Annotated in this window: 11 protein-coding genes; 2 read left to right on the top strand and 9 right to left on the bottom strand. The window is 74.4% G+C overall.

The genetic code is table 11. The annotated features are described in order from the left end of the window. Positions 1-10 precede the first annotated feature (10 nt). The 8 genes from V6U77_RS24290 to V6U77_RS24255 form a co-directional block, all read right to left on the bottom strand. Entirely contained in the window at positions 11-547 is a 537-nt protein-coding gene (locus V6U77_RS24290; protein WP_334608957.1) for a hypothetical protein, read from the bottom strand. Then, positions 548-2,440 carry a DNA primase gene (gene dnaG, locus V6U77_RS24285; RefSeq protein WP_334608955.1) on the bottom strand — a complete coding sequence of 631 codons (1,893 nt, stop codon included), beginning with the start codon at positions 2,438-2,440 and terminating at the stop codon, positions 548-550. A gap of 114 nt (positions 2,441-2,554) precedes the next feature. Next, entirely contained in the window at positions 2,555-4,189 is a 1,635-nt protein-coding gene (locus V6U77_RS24280) for a BCCT family transporter (protein WP_334608954.1), read from the bottom strand. Between the two features lie 114 nt (positions 4,190-4,303). Next, a complete protein-coding gene (locus V6U77_RS24275) occupies positions 4,304-4,561 on the bottom strand; it encodes a hypothetical protein (RefSeq protein WP_334608953.1) in 258 nt (85 codons plus the stop codon). An 89-nt stretch (positions 4,562-4,650) separates the two neighbouring features. Continuing rightward, positions 4,651-5,406, bottom strand: coding sequence for a MerR family transcriptional regulator (locus V6U77_RS24270; RefSeq protein WP_334608951.1), 756 nt, complete (start codon positions 5,404-5,406; stop codon positions 4,651-4,653). Between the two features lie 172 nt (positions 5,407-5,578). Beyond that, on the bottom strand, positions 5,579-6,415 hold the full coding sequence (locus V6U77_RS24265) for a siderophore-interacting protein (RefSeq protein ID WP_334608950.1): 837 nt from the start codon (positions 6,413-6,415) through the stop codon (positions 5,579-5,581). A 10-nt stretch (positions 6,416-6,425) separates the two neighbouring features. Next, entirely contained in the window at positions 6,426-7,727 is a 1,302-nt protein-coding gene (locus V6U77_RS24260) for a deoxyguanosinetriphosphate triphosphohydrolase (protein ID WP_334608949.1), read from the bottom strand. Then, the gene (locus V6U77_RS24255; protein WP_334608947.1) at positions 7,717-8,070 is read right to left on the bottom strand and encodes a VOC family protein; all 354 of its coding nucleotides are present in this window, start codon (positions 8,068-8,070) and stop codon (positions 7,717-7,719) included. Before V6U77_RS24255 ends, V6U77_RS24260 begins: the two co-directional genes overlap by 11 nt. Before the next feature lie 193 nt (positions 8,071-8,263). Between V6U77_RS24255 and V6U77_RS24250 the strand changes: the two genes are divergently transcribed. Continuing rightward, the gene (locus tag V6U77_RS24250; protein ID WP_334608946.1) at positions 8,264-8,749 is read left to right on the top strand and encodes a roadblock/LC7 domain-containing protein; all 486 of its coding nucleotides are present in this window, start codon (positions 8,264-8,266) and stop codon (positions 8,747-8,749) included. 176 nt (positions 8,750-8,925) lie between these two features. Here the strand turns inward: V6U77_RS24250 and ppdK are convergent, their stop codons facing one another. After that, the gene (ppdK, locus tag V6U77_RS24245; protein ID WP_334608945.1) at positions 8,926-11,661 is read right to left on the bottom strand and encodes a pyruvate, phosphate dikinase; all 2,736 of its coding nucleotides are present in this window, start codon (positions 11,659-11,661) and stop codon (positions 8,926-8,928) included. A gap of 315 nt (positions 11,662-11,976) precedes the next feature. Here ppdK and V6U77_RS24240 point away from each other — a divergent pair, with 315 nt between their 5' ends. Continuing rightward, complete coding sequence (locus V6U77_RS24240) at positions 11,977-13,815, top strand: beta-N-acetylhexosaminidase (protein WP_442934498.1); 1,839 nt, start codon at positions 11,977-11,979, stop codon at positions 13,813-13,815. Positions 13,816-14,614 lie beyond the last annotated feature (799 nt).

Genomic DNA, 14,614 nt, shown 5'->3' with positions numbered 1-14,614 from the left:
GCCGCGCCGCTCAGACGTCCGCCGGGGCGGTGGCGGCGCGGGCCTCCGCCACGAGGCGGTCGGTCTCGGCGAGCACCTCCGGGTCGTCCGTCGGGGTGCCGGGGTCGAGGCGGACCGTCCACGTGAGGCCGTCCACCCCCGGCACCCGGCGCGCCGCGACCCGGCCGGCGCCGCCGGGCAGCGGATGGTGCTGCGTGTACGCCACCGACCGGGTCACCCGCTGCCGCACCTGGTGCGGCAGCTCCCCCGGGTCGAGCAGCAGGTGCCGCTCGGCCGGGCGGTCGGCCACGACGAGGTAGCCGTCGCGCTCGGCGAGCGGCTCGGCCGGCGTCACCGTGAGTTCCCGGCCGGACCAGACCGCCTTGAGGACGTCGTGCCAGCCCAGCCGGTGTTCCCGGCCGGGCAGCCAGAGCCCGAGGTTGCTGGCCACCACCACCCCGCCGTCCCGGCCGTCGCCGACGGCGGCCCAGGCGAGCACCCGCTCGTCGGTGGCCAGCGGTGGCCGGTCGGCCGGGGGCAGCTTCGGCCTGCGGCGGAACAGTCCCATCTACAGTCCTCCCGCGGCCTGCTCGCGCAACGCCCGGGCGTGCTGCTCCAGCGAGAGCAGCTCGCCGAAGGCGGCGAAGTACTCGTCCTTGTTGTTGACCGGGTTGATCCGCTGGATGCGGGACTTGAGGTCCCTGATCCGGCCGGTCACCGAGCCCCACTGCACCCGGGCCATGGTGATCGAGACGTAGCGCGGGTCGGGCTCGCCGTCGATGCGCAGCGGCTCCACGGCCAGTTCGCCGACGAGTGCCCGGGCGGCCAGGTCCTCGCAGGCGTCACGGACCGACTCGATCCAGACCGCGCCGCCGGTGGCCGTCGCGGCCCCGCCGACGGCCGCGACGGCCGCCCGCACGGCCGCGTGCACGGGGTTGCGGTACTCCGACGCCTCGACCGCGTCGAACATGGGCCCGGCCAGCACCGGTTCCTGGAGGGCGAGCTTCAGCGCCTCCCGCTCGACCATCGACTGCGGGTTGTCGACGACCGGTTCCGCCGGGGCGGGGCGGGGCGCCGGCGGGGTGTCCCTGCCGGGGGGGGCCGACGCGGCGGCCAGCACGGCCCGCTGCACCGGCTCGATCTCCATGCCGAGGTCACCGGCGAGCTTGCGCACGTATTCCGGGCGCTTCTCCCGGTCCTTGAGCTTGGCGACCAGCGGCGCGGCCCGGCGCATCGCCTCCACCCGGCCGTCGACGGTGTCGAGGTCGTACCGGTTGATCACGTGCCGCAGCGCGAAGTCGACCAGCGGCTCGCGGCGGGCGACCAGGTCGCGGACCGCCAGGTCGCCCTTGGCCAGGCGCAGGTCGCACGGGTCCATGTTGTCCGGGCTGACCGCGATGAACGTACGCCCCACGAAGCGCTGGTCGTCCTCGAAGGCGCGCAGCGCGGCCTTCTGCCCGGCGGCGTCCCCGTCGAAGGTGAAGATGATCTCGCCGGCCACGGCGTCGGTGTCCAGCAGCAGTCGGCGCAGCACCCCGATGTGGTCCGCGCCGAACGCCGTGCCGCAGGTCGCCACGGCCGTCGGCACCCCGGCCAGGTGGCAGGCCATCACGTCGGTGTAGCCCTCGACCACGACCACCTTGCCCTGCCTGGCGATCTCCCGTTTGGCCTGGTCGATGCCGTAGAGGACATGCGACTTCTTGTAGATGGGCGTCTCGGGGGTGTTCAGGTACTTCGGGCCGTCGTCGTCGTCGAAGAGCTTGCGGGCGCCGAAGCCGATCACGTCGCCGGCCAGGTCGCGGATCGGCCACATCAGCCGGCGGCGGAACCGGTCGATCAGCGTGCCGGAGCGCGACGGCCGGGACAGCCCGCCGGTGACCAACTCGTCGTGGGTGAAGCCCTGCTGACGCAGGTGCCTGGTGAGCAGGTCCCAGGCGTCGGGCGCGAAGCCGCAGCCGTAGCGCTCGGCGGCGGCCCGGTCGAAGCCGCGCCGGGCCAGGAACTCGCGGGCCGGGCGGGCGCCGGCGGTGGTGAGCTGCGCGCGGTAGAACTCGACGGCGGCGGCGTGCGCGGCGACGAGGCGCTGCCGCTGCCCCTGCTGGGGACGCGGGCGCGGGGTGGCGGCGTCGCCCTCGACGTAGCGCAGCTGGAGGCCGGCGCGGTCGGCGAGCCGCTCGACCGACTCGATGAAGCTGAGGTGCTCGGCGTCCATCAGGAACTTGATCGCGTCGCCGCCGGCGCCGCAGCCGAAGCAGTACCAGACGTTGCGGGCCGGCGAGACGTTGAACGACGGGCTCTTCTCGTCGTGGAACGGGCACAGCCCCTTGAGGTTGCCGCTGCCGGCCGACCTGAGGGTCACCGTCTCGGAGATGACGTCGGCGATCGAGCTGCGCTCCCGGACCAGCGCGATGTCCTCGTCCCGGATCCGCCCAGCCATGTCCGCCACCCCCTCGGCGTACATCCTGCCCTGCCGCGCCGGCGGCGTGCCGCCGGGGGACGCCGCGTGTGGCGGGCACCGCCGCCACCTCGGCGGTCACGCCCGCGCCCGGACCCGCTCCCGCGCGGCCGGCGCGGATCAGCGGGGGCGGCGCAGGTAGCGCCGCACCGGCGGCGGGTCCTCCTCGTCGTACGACCGGGCGGCCCGCACGGCCGCGGCCAGGCCGGGGCGGCGCACCCGTGGCGGCGGGTGGACCGCCGGGTCCCGGGCCATGTCCCGGACCAGCGCGACGGCCAGCCCGAGCATCACCACGACGAACGGCAGGGCGACGACGATGGTCGCCTGTTGCAGCGCGTCCAGCCCGCCCACCAGCAGCAGCACGCCGGCGACCGCGCCGATCAGCACCCCCCAGAGCACCACCAGCGCGCGGTGCGGGCGCAGCGCGCCCCGGGAGGTCAGCGAGCCGAGCACCAGCGACGCCGAATCGGCGCTGGTGACGAAGTAGAGCGCGATCAGCACCATGGCCAGCACGCTGGTCAGCGTCGCCAGCGGCAGCGCGTCCAGCAGGCCGAACAGCGCCTGCTCGGTGCCCGCCCCGACGTCGGCGACCAGGTCGCGGGCGCCGGTGGCCTGCGCCCGCAGGGCACTGCCGCCCATCACCGCGAACCAGACCGCGCTGGCCCCGCTCGGCACCAGCAGCACCCCGACGACGAACTGCCGGACCGTGCGGCCCCGGGAGATGCGGGCGATGAACGTGCCCACGAAGGGCGCCCAGGAGATCCACCACGCCCAGTAGAAGATCGTCCAGGAGCCGAGCCACGACGGGTCGGAGAAGGCGCCGGTGCGGGTGGACATGAAGACCAGGTTGCTCAGGTAGTCGCCCACCGCGGCCGGCAGGACCTCCAGCGTGTAGATGGTCGGCCCGACGACGAAGACGAAGAGCATCAGCAGCACCGCCAGCAGCACGTTGGTGGTGGAGAGCCACTTGATGCCCCGGTGCAGCCCCGAGAAGGCGGAGATCACGAATGCCAGCGTGAGCGCGCCGATCACCACCAGCTCCACGGTCGTCGTGTCCGGAATCCCCGTCACCAGGTCGAGGCCGGCGGCGACCTGGAGCGCGCCGAGGCCGAGGCTGGTCGCCGAGCCGAACACGGTGGCGAAGACGGCCAGCAGGTCGATCGCGCGGCCGGCCGCGCCGTCGGCGCGCTCCCCGAGCAGCGGCTGGAAGGCCGCCGAGATCCGGTTCTCCCGGCCCTTGCGGAAGGTCGAGTACGCCAGCGCGAGCGCCACGACCGCGTAGATCCCCCAGGGGTGCAGCGTCCAGTGGAAGAGGGTGTACTGCATGGCCGTCGCGCCGGCCGCGCCGGTCTGCGGTGCGACGCCGGTGGCCGGCGGGGGCGCGGCGTAGTGCTGGATGGGCTCGGCGACGGCGAAGAAGACCAGGCCGATCCCCATCCCGGCGCTGAACATCATGGCCACCCAGGCCAGGGTGCTGAACTCGGGTTCGTCGTCGTCGGCGCCGAGCCGGATCCGGCCGAACCTCGTCGCCGCGATGATCACCGAGAGCACCAGGAAGGCGTCGGCGGCCACCACGAAGAACCAGCCGAAGGTGCCGATCACCCAGGCCAGCCCGGACTCGCCGAAGCCGGCCAGGGAGTCGCGGGCCAGCACGCCCCACGCCACCACGGCCAGTACGCCGCCGACGCTGAGCGCCAGCACCGTCCGGTCGATCCGGCCACCGGCCGGCAGCCGGTTCCGTACCTGCCCGCTCATGCGCCACCCCCTGCCCATCCTGCGGGGCAGGGGGTGGCACCCGGGCGGCATCGCGCGAGACACCCCACTGCCGGGCGACCGGGACGCAGCCGGTCGGGCGCCTCGCGGCGGCGTTCAGACGCGGGTGAGCCGGTCCGTCGGCACCGCCAGGACGAAGGGATCGCCGATGTTCCCCTCGTACCCGTAGTCGGCGTTGCGCACCGTCATCCGGTCGGGGGCGACCTCTGCGATGCGTACGACGATCGGGTCGTCCCGGCCGTCGACGCGCAGGTACCAGCGGTCCGCCAGATAGCTCAGCCCGCTCTCGTCAAGCAGCCGGGCGGCGTCGTCGGCCGGCTGGGCCGGCCCGAGGGGGTGGCCGAAGGGCGTCACCGGGACGCACCGGCCCGCCGCCGCGGGCGCGAGGTACCCGAGGAGCTCGCCATCGTCCTGCCGGTGGTGGGGAAGCCACTCCCGCGGGATCACGACGCCCCACCCGTGGCGGGAGCGTCCGGCCCCGCGGACGCCGCGGCGATGAACGCGATCTGCTCGGCGCTCGGCCCGCCGTGCTCCCGCCGGATGGTGTCCGCGTTCTCCGCCTGCATGGCGTAGAGCGAGCGGCGGAGCCCGTCGTCGCCGCGGTGGAACCGCTCCAGCAGTGCCGCCCATTCCGTGGCGAGGGCCCTGCCGTCCTCGCCGGCGGGGTCGGTGCCCGCGTCGATGGCGGCCTGGACCCGCGCGATGAGGTCCGGCCACGCCGCCTCGACGGCCGCCACCTGTCCGGCCTCGCGCTCGCGGCGCTCGGCCAGCCCGGCCAACTGCTCGGCGGTGAAGTACCTCTCGACGATCTCGTCCACGACGACGACCTCCCGGATCAGGCTGAGGAAGTCGGCGGTCGACCGCGGTCGCGCGCCCGCCATCGCGCCGAGGCCGGCGCGGAGCCGGCGCAGGGCGACGAGCTGCTCGTCGACGAGGCGGAGGTGCTGGCGCAGGACGTCGTCGACCGAGACCGTCCCGCCCAGCAGCTTCCCGACGGTGGCCAGCGGAACCCCGAGGCGACGCAGGGCGAGCACCTCGTACAGGCGCTCGACGTCGCGCTCCTCGTAGCGGCGGTGCCCCGCCGCGGTGCGCCCGGAGGGCGTCACGAGGCCGAGGTGGTCCCAGTGGTGCAGGGTGCGCACCGTGAGGCCGGTCGCCCGGGCGAGCTCCCCGATCCGCCACGTCCGCGACTGCTCCACGTCCGTCTCCTCCGACTTCCACCGACGACGGATGCGCCGGCGTCCACGACGGTAGAACCTGACGCCGCGTCAGGTTCAAGTCCGACCGGCTGGCGTCGGCGGACCCGTCGCGCGGGGGTCGCGGGCACCTCCGGGCCGGGCGGGACGCCGGGCACGGGGTCCCCGGCGTCGCTCAGGCCGGTACGGCGGTGGACTCCTCGGCCTCGACCTGCCGGTTCCAGTCGGGCTTGCTGGCCCGCCAGCCCTCGTCGTCGAGGCCGCGACGCCAGTAGCCGGAGATGGAGAGCCGCTCGCGGGAGACGCCACGCTCGACGCGCAGCAGGCGGCGCAGCTCCTTCACGAAGGTGGCCTCGCCGTGCACGAAGGCGTGCACGTCACCGGGCGGGAACTCCAGGGCGCGCACGGCCTCGACCAGGGCCTCCCCGACCGGGCGGTCGCCCCGGTGCAGCCAGGTCAGGCGTACCGCGCCGGGGCTGGCGAGCGGCTGCTCGTCGGCCCGGTCGGCGACCTCGACGAAGACGGCGGCCGGAGCGCCGGCGGGCAGCCGCTCCAGGGCGGCGGCGATCGCCGGCAGCGCGCTCTCGTCGCCCACCAGCAGGTGCCAGTCGGCGTCCGGGCTCGGGGCGTACGCCCCACCGGGGCCGACGAAGTGCACCGGGTCGCCGGGGCGCAGCGCGGCCGCCCACGGCCCGCCCACGCCCACGTCGCCGTGGTGCACGATGTCGACGGTCATTTCGCCGGCTGCCGCGTCCCAGGCCCGCACCGTGTACGCGCGCAGCCGGGGCCACTGCTCCCGGGGCAGGTCGCGGCGGAGCGCGTTGAGATCCGTCAGACTCGGGTACCGCGTGCCCGGCGCCGGAAAGACGATCTTGATGTAGTGGTCGGTGAACTCGCCCACCGGCAGGCCGACCAGGTCCTCACCCCCGAGCACCAGCCGGACGAGGTGTGGGGTGGGCCGCCCGGTGCGCAGTACCCGGGCGGTCGTGACCTTGATGGGGCGCTCCGTCATGTCGGTTAGGTTAGCCTAAGTTCGCCCGGTCGCCCATCCCCGCTCCCCCGTCGGCGGCGTCCCCCGCGCCGCGCACCAACCGCGCGTGCCAGGCGACGGCCCCCGGGTCGGTCAGCGAGGCGACCTGGTCGATCACCACCCGGAGCCGGGCGGCGTCGTCCGGCGCGGCCGACCAGAGCGCGGCGAAGACGGGATCCAGCCCGTCCGGCGCCCGGTCGGCCAGGGCGTGCACCAGCTCCGCCAGGACCTCCCGCTGCCGCCGGTAGCGGTCCCCCGCGCCGGGGCGACGCATCACGTACCGCAGGGCGATGCCCTTGAGCAGCGCGCACCGCGCCCGGGTGCGGCGGGGCACCACCAGGTCGGCGGCGTAGCGGCGGTGCGGGCCGGGGCCGTACCGCTCCTGTGTGGCCGCCACCACGCTCGAGACGAAGCGGCCGGTCAGCACGCTGGTGGTCTCCTTGAGCGCCACCTGCGCGCGGTGGCTGCCGTCGTAGCCGGCCAGCGGGGCGAGCACCGGGTCGTCGAGCAGCTCCAGCAGCACCTCGCCGAGGTCGGCCGGGGACTCGCCGGAGTAGGTGGCGGCGACGTCGGCGCAGAGCGCGGCCCGTTCCTGCGAATCGCGCAGCGACGGCAGCGGCACGTACCCGCCGTGGATGCCGTCCTCGACGTCGTGCACCGAGTACGCGACGTCGTCGGCCCAGTCCATCACCTGCGCCTCCAGGCAGCGCCGGTCGTCACCCGGGCCGCCGGCGCGCAGCCAGGCGAAGACCGGGAGGTCGTCGTCGTACGCCCCGAACTTCCGCACGCCCTGCCGCCGGGGCCACGGGTACTTGCTGACGGCGTCGAGCGAGGCGCGGGTCAGGTTGAGGCCGGCGGACGTCCCGTCCGGGGCGAGGACCTTGGCCTCCAGCCGGGTGAGCACCCGCAGCGTCTGCGCGTTGCCCTCGAAGCCGCCGCAGCCAGCCGCCAGGTCGTCGAGCGCGGCCTCGCCGTTGTGCCCGAACGGCGGGTGGCCGAGGTCGTGGGCGAGCCCGGCGGTGTCGACCACGTCGGGGTCGCAGCCCAGCCGGGCACCCATCTCCCGGGCGATCTGCGCGACCTCCAGCGAGTGGGTCAGCCGGGTACGCAGGAAGTCGTCGGTGCCGGCCGTGTGCACCTGGGTCTTCGCGGCGAGCCGCCGGAACGCCGCCGAGTGCAGCACCCGGGCGCGGTCCCGCTCGTACGCCGAGCGCCCGTGTCCGGTGTCCTTCGGCGGCTCGTCGACCCGGCGGGCGACGTCCGGATCGTCCGGGCCGGGGTGTTCAGTCCGCACGCTGCCGCAGCACGCAGAACTCGTTGCCCTCCGGATCGGCCAGCACGGTCCACTCCACGTCGCCCTGTCCCACGTCGACGTGCCGGGCCCCCATGTCGACCAGCCGCTCGACCTCGGCCTCCTGGTCGTCGGGGCGCAGGTCGAGGTGCAACCGGTTCCTGGTGGTCTTGTCGTCGGTGACCGGCACGAAGACGATGCCCGGCAGCCGGTCGGCGGACCGGCGGATCTCCACCTCGTCCGGTTGTTCGTTGACCACCTGGTAGCCCAGCGCCTCGGCCCACCAGCGGGCGAGCCGGGCGGGGTCCCGGGCGTCGACGGTCAGGCTCTCCCAGGCGCTGCTCATGCCGATCAGGTTACGCCCGCGCGCCGCGGACGGCTCGCCGCCGGCGCGTGGGCGACGGCCGCGCAACCTCCGAACAGTCCAGAGTTGTCGACCGATCGCCGACGGTTACGGGATCGCGGTGTCGCGTGGCCGCCGGTAGCGTTCCCGGCGCGGAACGTGACCAGACTGAGGGCCCGACGGTGGGGAGACACCCGTGGACGCGGACACGATGATGGGAACGGAACTGTCGGAGCTGCGCCTGCGCCGTCCCGAGGTGGCGGGCAGCGTGCTGGCCGGCACGGACGGGCTGCTGATCTCCAGCGACCTGCCCGCGACGGACGCCACCCACCTGGCGGCGCTCGCGGCGGCCAGCTTCGGCCTCGGCCACCGGGTGGCCGACACGGTGCGGCACGGCGAGTTCCGGGAGTCGGTGCTCCGCACCTCGACCGGCGCGGTGGTCACCTATCCCGCCGGGCGCAACGCCCTGTTGACGCTGGTCGCCGACGCCGGCGCCGACCTGGAGGAGCTGCACGCCGACGCGCGGGCGGTGGCCCGGCGCACCGGCTCGGTGCTGGACACCTGCCGCCGGGTCGGTGCGGCGTCGGTGCCCGAGGCGCACGCCGCCATCGTGGCCCGCACCTCGGGCGGCAGGCTGCCCCGGCGCGTCACCTCCCACACCTGGCGACGGCCGCCGGTCTGAGTGGCTCCCGGATTCGGTCGGACCGGTCGGTGCGGCCGGCTCCCGGTCCTCGGTGCGGTCGTCCTCGCCGGCGGCCACCGTCGCGTCGGCCTCCTCCGCCGGCACGGGCCGCCCGCACGGCGGCGACGGCGGACCCGCTCCCCCGGGCCCGCCGCCGGCCTGTCGTCTCCGCCCTGTCAGCGGCTGTCGGAGCCGTCGGTCTCCACCGCCGCGCGGCCGGCCTCCAGCCGGGCGACGGGCACCCGGAAGGGCGAGCAGGACACGTAGTCCAGGCCTACCTCGTGGAAGAAGTGCACCGACTCCGGGTCGCCCCCGTGCTCGCCGCAGACGCCGAGCTTCAGTCCCGGCCGGGCCGCCCGCCCCTCCTCCGCGGCGATGCGCACCAGCCGACCCACGCCGTCGCGGTCGATCGACTCGAACGGCGAGATGCCGAAGATGCCCAGCTCCAGATACCGCCAGAAGAACGCGCCCTCGACGTCGTCGCGGGAGAAGCCCCAGCCCATCTGGGTCAGGTCGTTGGTGCCGAAGGAGAAGAACTCGGCCGCCTCGGCGATCTGGCCGGCGGTCAGCGCCGCCCGGGGCACCTCGATCATCGTGCCGATCAGCACCTCGACGCCGCTGTCCCCGACCACCTCGGAGATGATCTTCTCGGCCTCGGCGCGGACGGTCTCCAGCTCCTGCACCGCGCCGACCAGGGGAACCATGATCTCCGGTCGGGCCACCGCGCCGCCGCGGGTGACGGTGACCGCGGCCTCCGCGATGGCCCGGACCTGCATGGCGAACAGGCCGGGGATGACCAGGCCGAGGCGGACGCCGCGCAGACCCAGCATCGGGTTCTCCTCGTGCATCCGTCGGACGGCGGCGAGCAGCGCCTCCTCCTGGGCGACGTCCTCACCGCGCTCCTGGGCCACCGCCACGTTGACCGCGAGCTGCTCCAGCGGGGGCAGGAACTCGTGCAACGGCGGGTCGATCAACCGGACGGTGACGGGCATCCCGTCCATCTCCCGGAAGATCTCCTCGAAGTCGGCGCGCTGCAACGGCAGCAGCGCGGCCAGCGCGGCCTCCCGCTCGGTGTTGTCGCGGGCCAGGATGAGGCGCTCGACCAGCTCACGCCGGTCGCCGAGGAACATGTGCTCGGTGCGGCAGAGGCCGATGCCCTCCGCGCCGAAGCGCCGGGCCCGGGCGGCGTCCGCGCCGGTGTCGGCGTTCGTCCGCACGGCCAGCCGCCGCCTGGCGTCGGCGTGCGACATGATCCGGTGTACGGCCCGGACCAGCGCGTTGTCGACGTGCTCGGGGTCGAGGCTGCCCTCGAAGTACTGCACCACCTCCGACGGCATGACCGGCACCTCGCCGAGGTAGACCTTGCCCGTGGTGCCGTCGATGGAGACGACGTCGCCCTCGACCACGGTCTGCCCGCCGACGACGAACCGGCGCTGTGGGACGTTGACCTCGATCTCGTCGGCGCCGGAGACGCAGGTCTTGCCCATGCCCCGCGCCACCACGGCGGCGTGGCTGGTCTTGCCGCCGCGCGAGGTGAGGATGCCCTGCGCGGCGATCATGCCGTTGAGGTCGTCGGGGTTGGTCTCACGGCGGACCAGGATCACCAACTCCCCCTCGGCGGCCAGTTCGACCGCGCGGGCGGAGGTGAAGACCACCTTGCCCGACGCGGCGCCCGGCGACGCCCCGATGCCCTTGGCCACCGGCTGGAACTCGTGGTCGAGCCGGAACCGGGGGAACATCAGCTGGGCGAGCTGCGCGCCGTTGACCCGGTGCAGGGCCTCGTCGAGGTCGATCAGGCCCTCGTCGACGAGCTGCCCGGCGATGACGAACGCCGCCGCGGCCGTGCGCTTGCCGACGCGGGTCTGGAGCATCCAGAGCTTGCCGCGCTCGATGGTGAACTCGATGTCGCAGAGATCCCGGTAGTGGCCCTCGAGCCGGGCCATGATGCCGAGCAGCTCGTCGTACGACTTCTTGTCCAGCCGCTCCAGCTCCTGCAGCGGCACCGTGTTGCGGATGCCCGCGACGACGTCCTCGCCCTGGGCGTTGGCCAGGTAGTCGCCGTAGATGCCCTGGGCGCCGCTGGCGGGGTCGCGGGTGAACGCGACGCCGGTGCCGGAGTCCGGGCCGAGGTTGCCGAAGACCATCGTCACCACGTTGACCGCGGTGCCGAGGTCGGCCGGGATCCGCTCCTGGCGGCGGTAGAGCACCGCACGCTCGGCGTTCCACGACTCGAAGACCGCGCGGATGGCCAGGTCGAGCTGCTCGCGCGGCTCCTGCGGGAACTCCCGGCCGGTGTGCTTGAAGAAGATCTTCTTGTACGCGTCGACCAGCCCCCGCAGGTCGTCGGCGTCGAGACCGAGGTCGTCCCGGGTGCCCTTGGCGCGTTTGGCGTCGTCGAGCGCGTGCTCGAACTCCTCGCCGGGCACCTCGCACACCGTCTTGCCGAACATCTGGATCAGCCGACGGTACGAGTCCCAGGCGAACCGGTCCGCGCCGCCGGGGGTCGCCTGCCCGCCCGAGCCGCCGGCCTGTCGGGCCAGCCCTTGGACGCTACGGTCGTTGAGGCCGACGTTGAGGACGGTCTCCATCATGCCGGGCATGGAGAACTTGGCGCCGGAGCGGACGGAGACCAGCAGCGGGTCCTCCGGGTCACCGAGGCGCTTGCCCATCGCCTGCTCCAGCGACGCGAGGTGCGCGGCGATCTGGCCGGCCAGGCCGTCGGGTTCCTCCCCGGTGGCGAGGTACGCCTTGCAGGCCTCCGTGGTGATCGTGAAGCCCGGTGGGACCGGAAGGCCGAGCCTGGTCATCTCGGCCAGATTGGCCCCCTTGCCGCCGAGCAGGTCCTTGAGGTCCTTGTTGCCCTCGGCGAAGGCGTAGACGTACTTGTGTTCCACCGTCTCTTGCTTTGCCACCAGAGCCCTCCCACGCGCGCCGGTCCGACACTTAACGAAGGTTCAGTTGCTCCATTACCCCGGGACGGACCACCGGCAATCCCGGTGCCAAGCCGGCCGGTGGGCGAAGGCTAAGCGAACTTCGCCTGGCCAGGGGCCATTCGGTGACAATCGGCACAGCTATCACGACTATCCGCGTTCGTACCGGTTGTTGGGAACGCTTCCATGAGCACGATCACGCATGTCCGGCTTCGCCTCGTAGTCTTGGTCGCACGTCTTCCGGTGAACCTCACCATTGCCACAACCATCGCAAATACACCCCTCGGAGCCGACGCCGTGCCATCCGTTCCCACCGCCGCCCCGGAGCCGCTCGACCCGTCCCGCGCCGGGGCGGACGAGCGGTCGGCCGGGCACCCCGACCTGCCCCGCCACGAGCCGGACGCCGCCGAGCTGGCCCGGGTCGCGGCCCTGGCCGCCGCGGACGCGCTCGCCGCGCCGCGCGAGGTCGGCGACCTGCCCGCCCCGCCGACCGGCGACCGGTCCACCTCGGGGATCGGCGCCACCGACCTGCCCGTCCCGGCCGCGCGGCCCCGGCTGGGCGACGTCGTGCCGGCCCCGGAGCGGGTCACGCCGGTCGCGGGCGCCGACTTCGTGCTCACTCCCGACGCGGTGATCCGGGTGAGCCCCGGCGAGGCCGCCCGTTCACACGACGCCGCCCGCCGCGTCGCCCGGCAGCTGGCCGACCTGTTGCGGCCCCCCACCGGCTACCCGTTGCCGGTGACCGACGCCGCCCGGCCGGAGCAGGCCGCCGGCATCACGCTCGCGCTGGTCGACTCCGACGACCTCGGTGCGGAGGGCTACCGGCTCGACGTGGCGTCCGACGGGGTGCGGATCGAGGCCGCCACCCCGGCCGGGCTCTTCTTCGGCGCACAGACGGTGCGCCAGCTCCTGCCCGCGGCCATCGAGAGCCCGACGCCGGTCGCCGGGCGCTGGACGCTGCCCGGCGGGTCGATCGTCGACCGGCCCCGGTTCCCCTACCGGGGGGCGATGCTCGACGTGGCCCGGCACTTCTTCGGCGTACCGGACGTGCTGCGGGTGATCGACCACCTGGCCCGCTACAAGCTCAACCACCTGCACCTGCACCTGACCGACGACCAGGGCTGGCGGATCGCGGTCGACTCCTGGCCCCGGCTGGCCGAGGTCGGCGGGGCGAGTGAGGTGGGTGGCGGTCCGGGCGGGCACTACAGCCGCGACGACTACCGGCGGATCGTCGCCTACGCCGCCGAGCGGCACGTCACGGTGGTGCCGGAGATCGACCTGCCGGGGCACACCCACGCGGCGCTGACCGCGTACGGCGAACTGGCCCCGGACCGCGTGGCACCGCCGCCGTACGCCGGCACCGAGGTCGGCTTCAGCTACGTCGACCCCGGCAGCGAGCGCACGTACGAGTTCGTCGCCGACGTGCTGGGCGAGATCACCGAGCTCACTCCCGGGCCGTGGCTGCACATCGGGGGCGACGAGGCGTTCAAGGTGCGCCCCGACGCGTACGCCGCCTTCGTCGAGCGGGTCCAGCGCGTCGTCGCGGCGACCGGCAGGACGGTGATGGGGTGGCACCAGATCGCACCCATGGCGCACGCCGAGGGACGCGTGCTCCAGTGGTGGGGCACCGACGGCGAGGACCCGGTCACCGCGGACGCCGTCCGCCGGGGCGCGCGGCTCGTCCTCTCCCCCGGCAACCACGCCTACCTCGACATGAAGTACGCCCCGGACACCCCGATCGGGCACGACTGGGCGGGCCTGATCGACGTGCGGCGGGCGTACGACTGGGATCCCGGCACCCACGTGGCCGGCGTGCCCACCCAGGCGGTGCTCGGGGTGGAGGCGCCCCTGTGGACCGAGTCGGTCACCTCGCGGGCGGAGATCGAGTTCATGCTCTTCCCGCGCCTGCCCGCGATCGCCGAACTGGGCTGGTCGCCCCGCGCGACGCACGACTGGGCCGGGTTCCGCGACCGGCTGGCCGGGCACGGCCCGCGCTGGGCCACCGCCGGCATCGCCTTCCACCGCTCGCCGGAGATCCCCTGGCCGGCCGGGCCACCGGCGCCCGCCGCGCCGAAGGCGGCGATCCCCGCCCAGGCCGGCCCCGAGGAGGCCCCCGCGCCCACCCCGTCCGCCTGACGCCCTCGCCCTCGCCGTCGCCGTCGGGAAAATCACCTCCTCGATATCGGGTCAGGTGGTTACGCCCGACGGGTCACTGCCGTCGGTTGCCGTTGCTGGCCGGCACGCGGGCGTGGCGGCGGGGGTGTGCGCCTCGTGCGCTGTCGAGGTGATGTCGTAGCCGATTCAGCGATGTCCCGGTGCCCAGGGCGTCCGGCGGGGCGGGCCGACGGCGGGGAAGGGAGTCACCCGGGCGGGCTCCGACAGCTCGCCCGGGTGCGGCGCGGTTCGTGACTGCGACGAGGCGGCCCGCGCGGGTCACACGGCGGCGGCGCCCCGGCTGCCGGCGCGGCAGCGTGAGTCGTTCACGACATCACCTCGACAGCGCGCTCGCACCCCATGCTCACCCGACGACCGCTGGCTGCGCACAGCGACGATGCGGGGCGTTTGTCCGGTTCGGGATGTCCGGTGCATGCCCCGAACATGGCCGCCGTCCGAAACGTCGCGTGGTCGGCGCCACCCGGGCGGCGGAATCGTGGGCCGGGGCGGGTCGTTGAACATGGCATACCCACGGCGCTCCCCCGCGCCACGGGTGGCCCGACCGGCCGGCGGAATGGCTGACCGACCCGGGTCGTTGAGACATCCCGGATGCCCGAGCAGGCCCCCGCCGCCGGAGCGATCCGTTCTGACTCCCCCCTCGCGGCACGCCGCTCCCCCGCGCGTCCGCGCACCCCCGATCGAAAGGTGCCGACCATCATGCGTACCGACATGCTGCGTAGGACCGCTCTGACCGCTGCCGGGCTCGCCTTCGCCGGCGGCG

This window comes from Micromonospora sp. CPCC 205546, assembly GCF_036902715.1.
GTDB lineage: Bacteria > Actinomycetota > Actinomycetes > Mycobacteriales > Micromonosporaceae > Micromonospora.
The sequence above is the reverse complement of the archived record's forward strand: the minus strand, read 5'-3'. Positions and strand labels throughout refer to the sequence as shown.

Bases quoted from the DNA above. Each gene is read 5' to 3' on its own strand.
- V6U77_RS24290 (WP_334608957.1), bottom strand. From the start codon at position 547: ATGGGACTGTTCCGCCGCAGGCCGAAGCTGCCCCCGGCCGACCGGCCA.
- dnaG (WP_334608955.1), bottom strand. From the start codon at position 2,440: ATGTACGCCGAGGGGGTGGCGGACATGGCTGGGCGGATCCGGGACGAG.
- V6U77_RS24280 (WP_334608954.1), bottom strand. From the start codon at position 4,189: ATGAGCGGGCAGGTACGGAACCGGCTGCCGGCCGGTGGCCGGATCGAC.
- V6U77_RS24265 (WP_334608950.1), bottom strand. From the start codon at position 6,415: ATGACGGAGCGCCCCATCAAGGTCACGACCGCCCGGGTACTGCGCACC.
- V6U77_RS24255 (WP_334608947.1), bottom strand. From the start codon at position 8,070: ATGAGCAGCGCCTGGGAGAGCCTGACCGTCGACGCCCGGGACCCCGCC.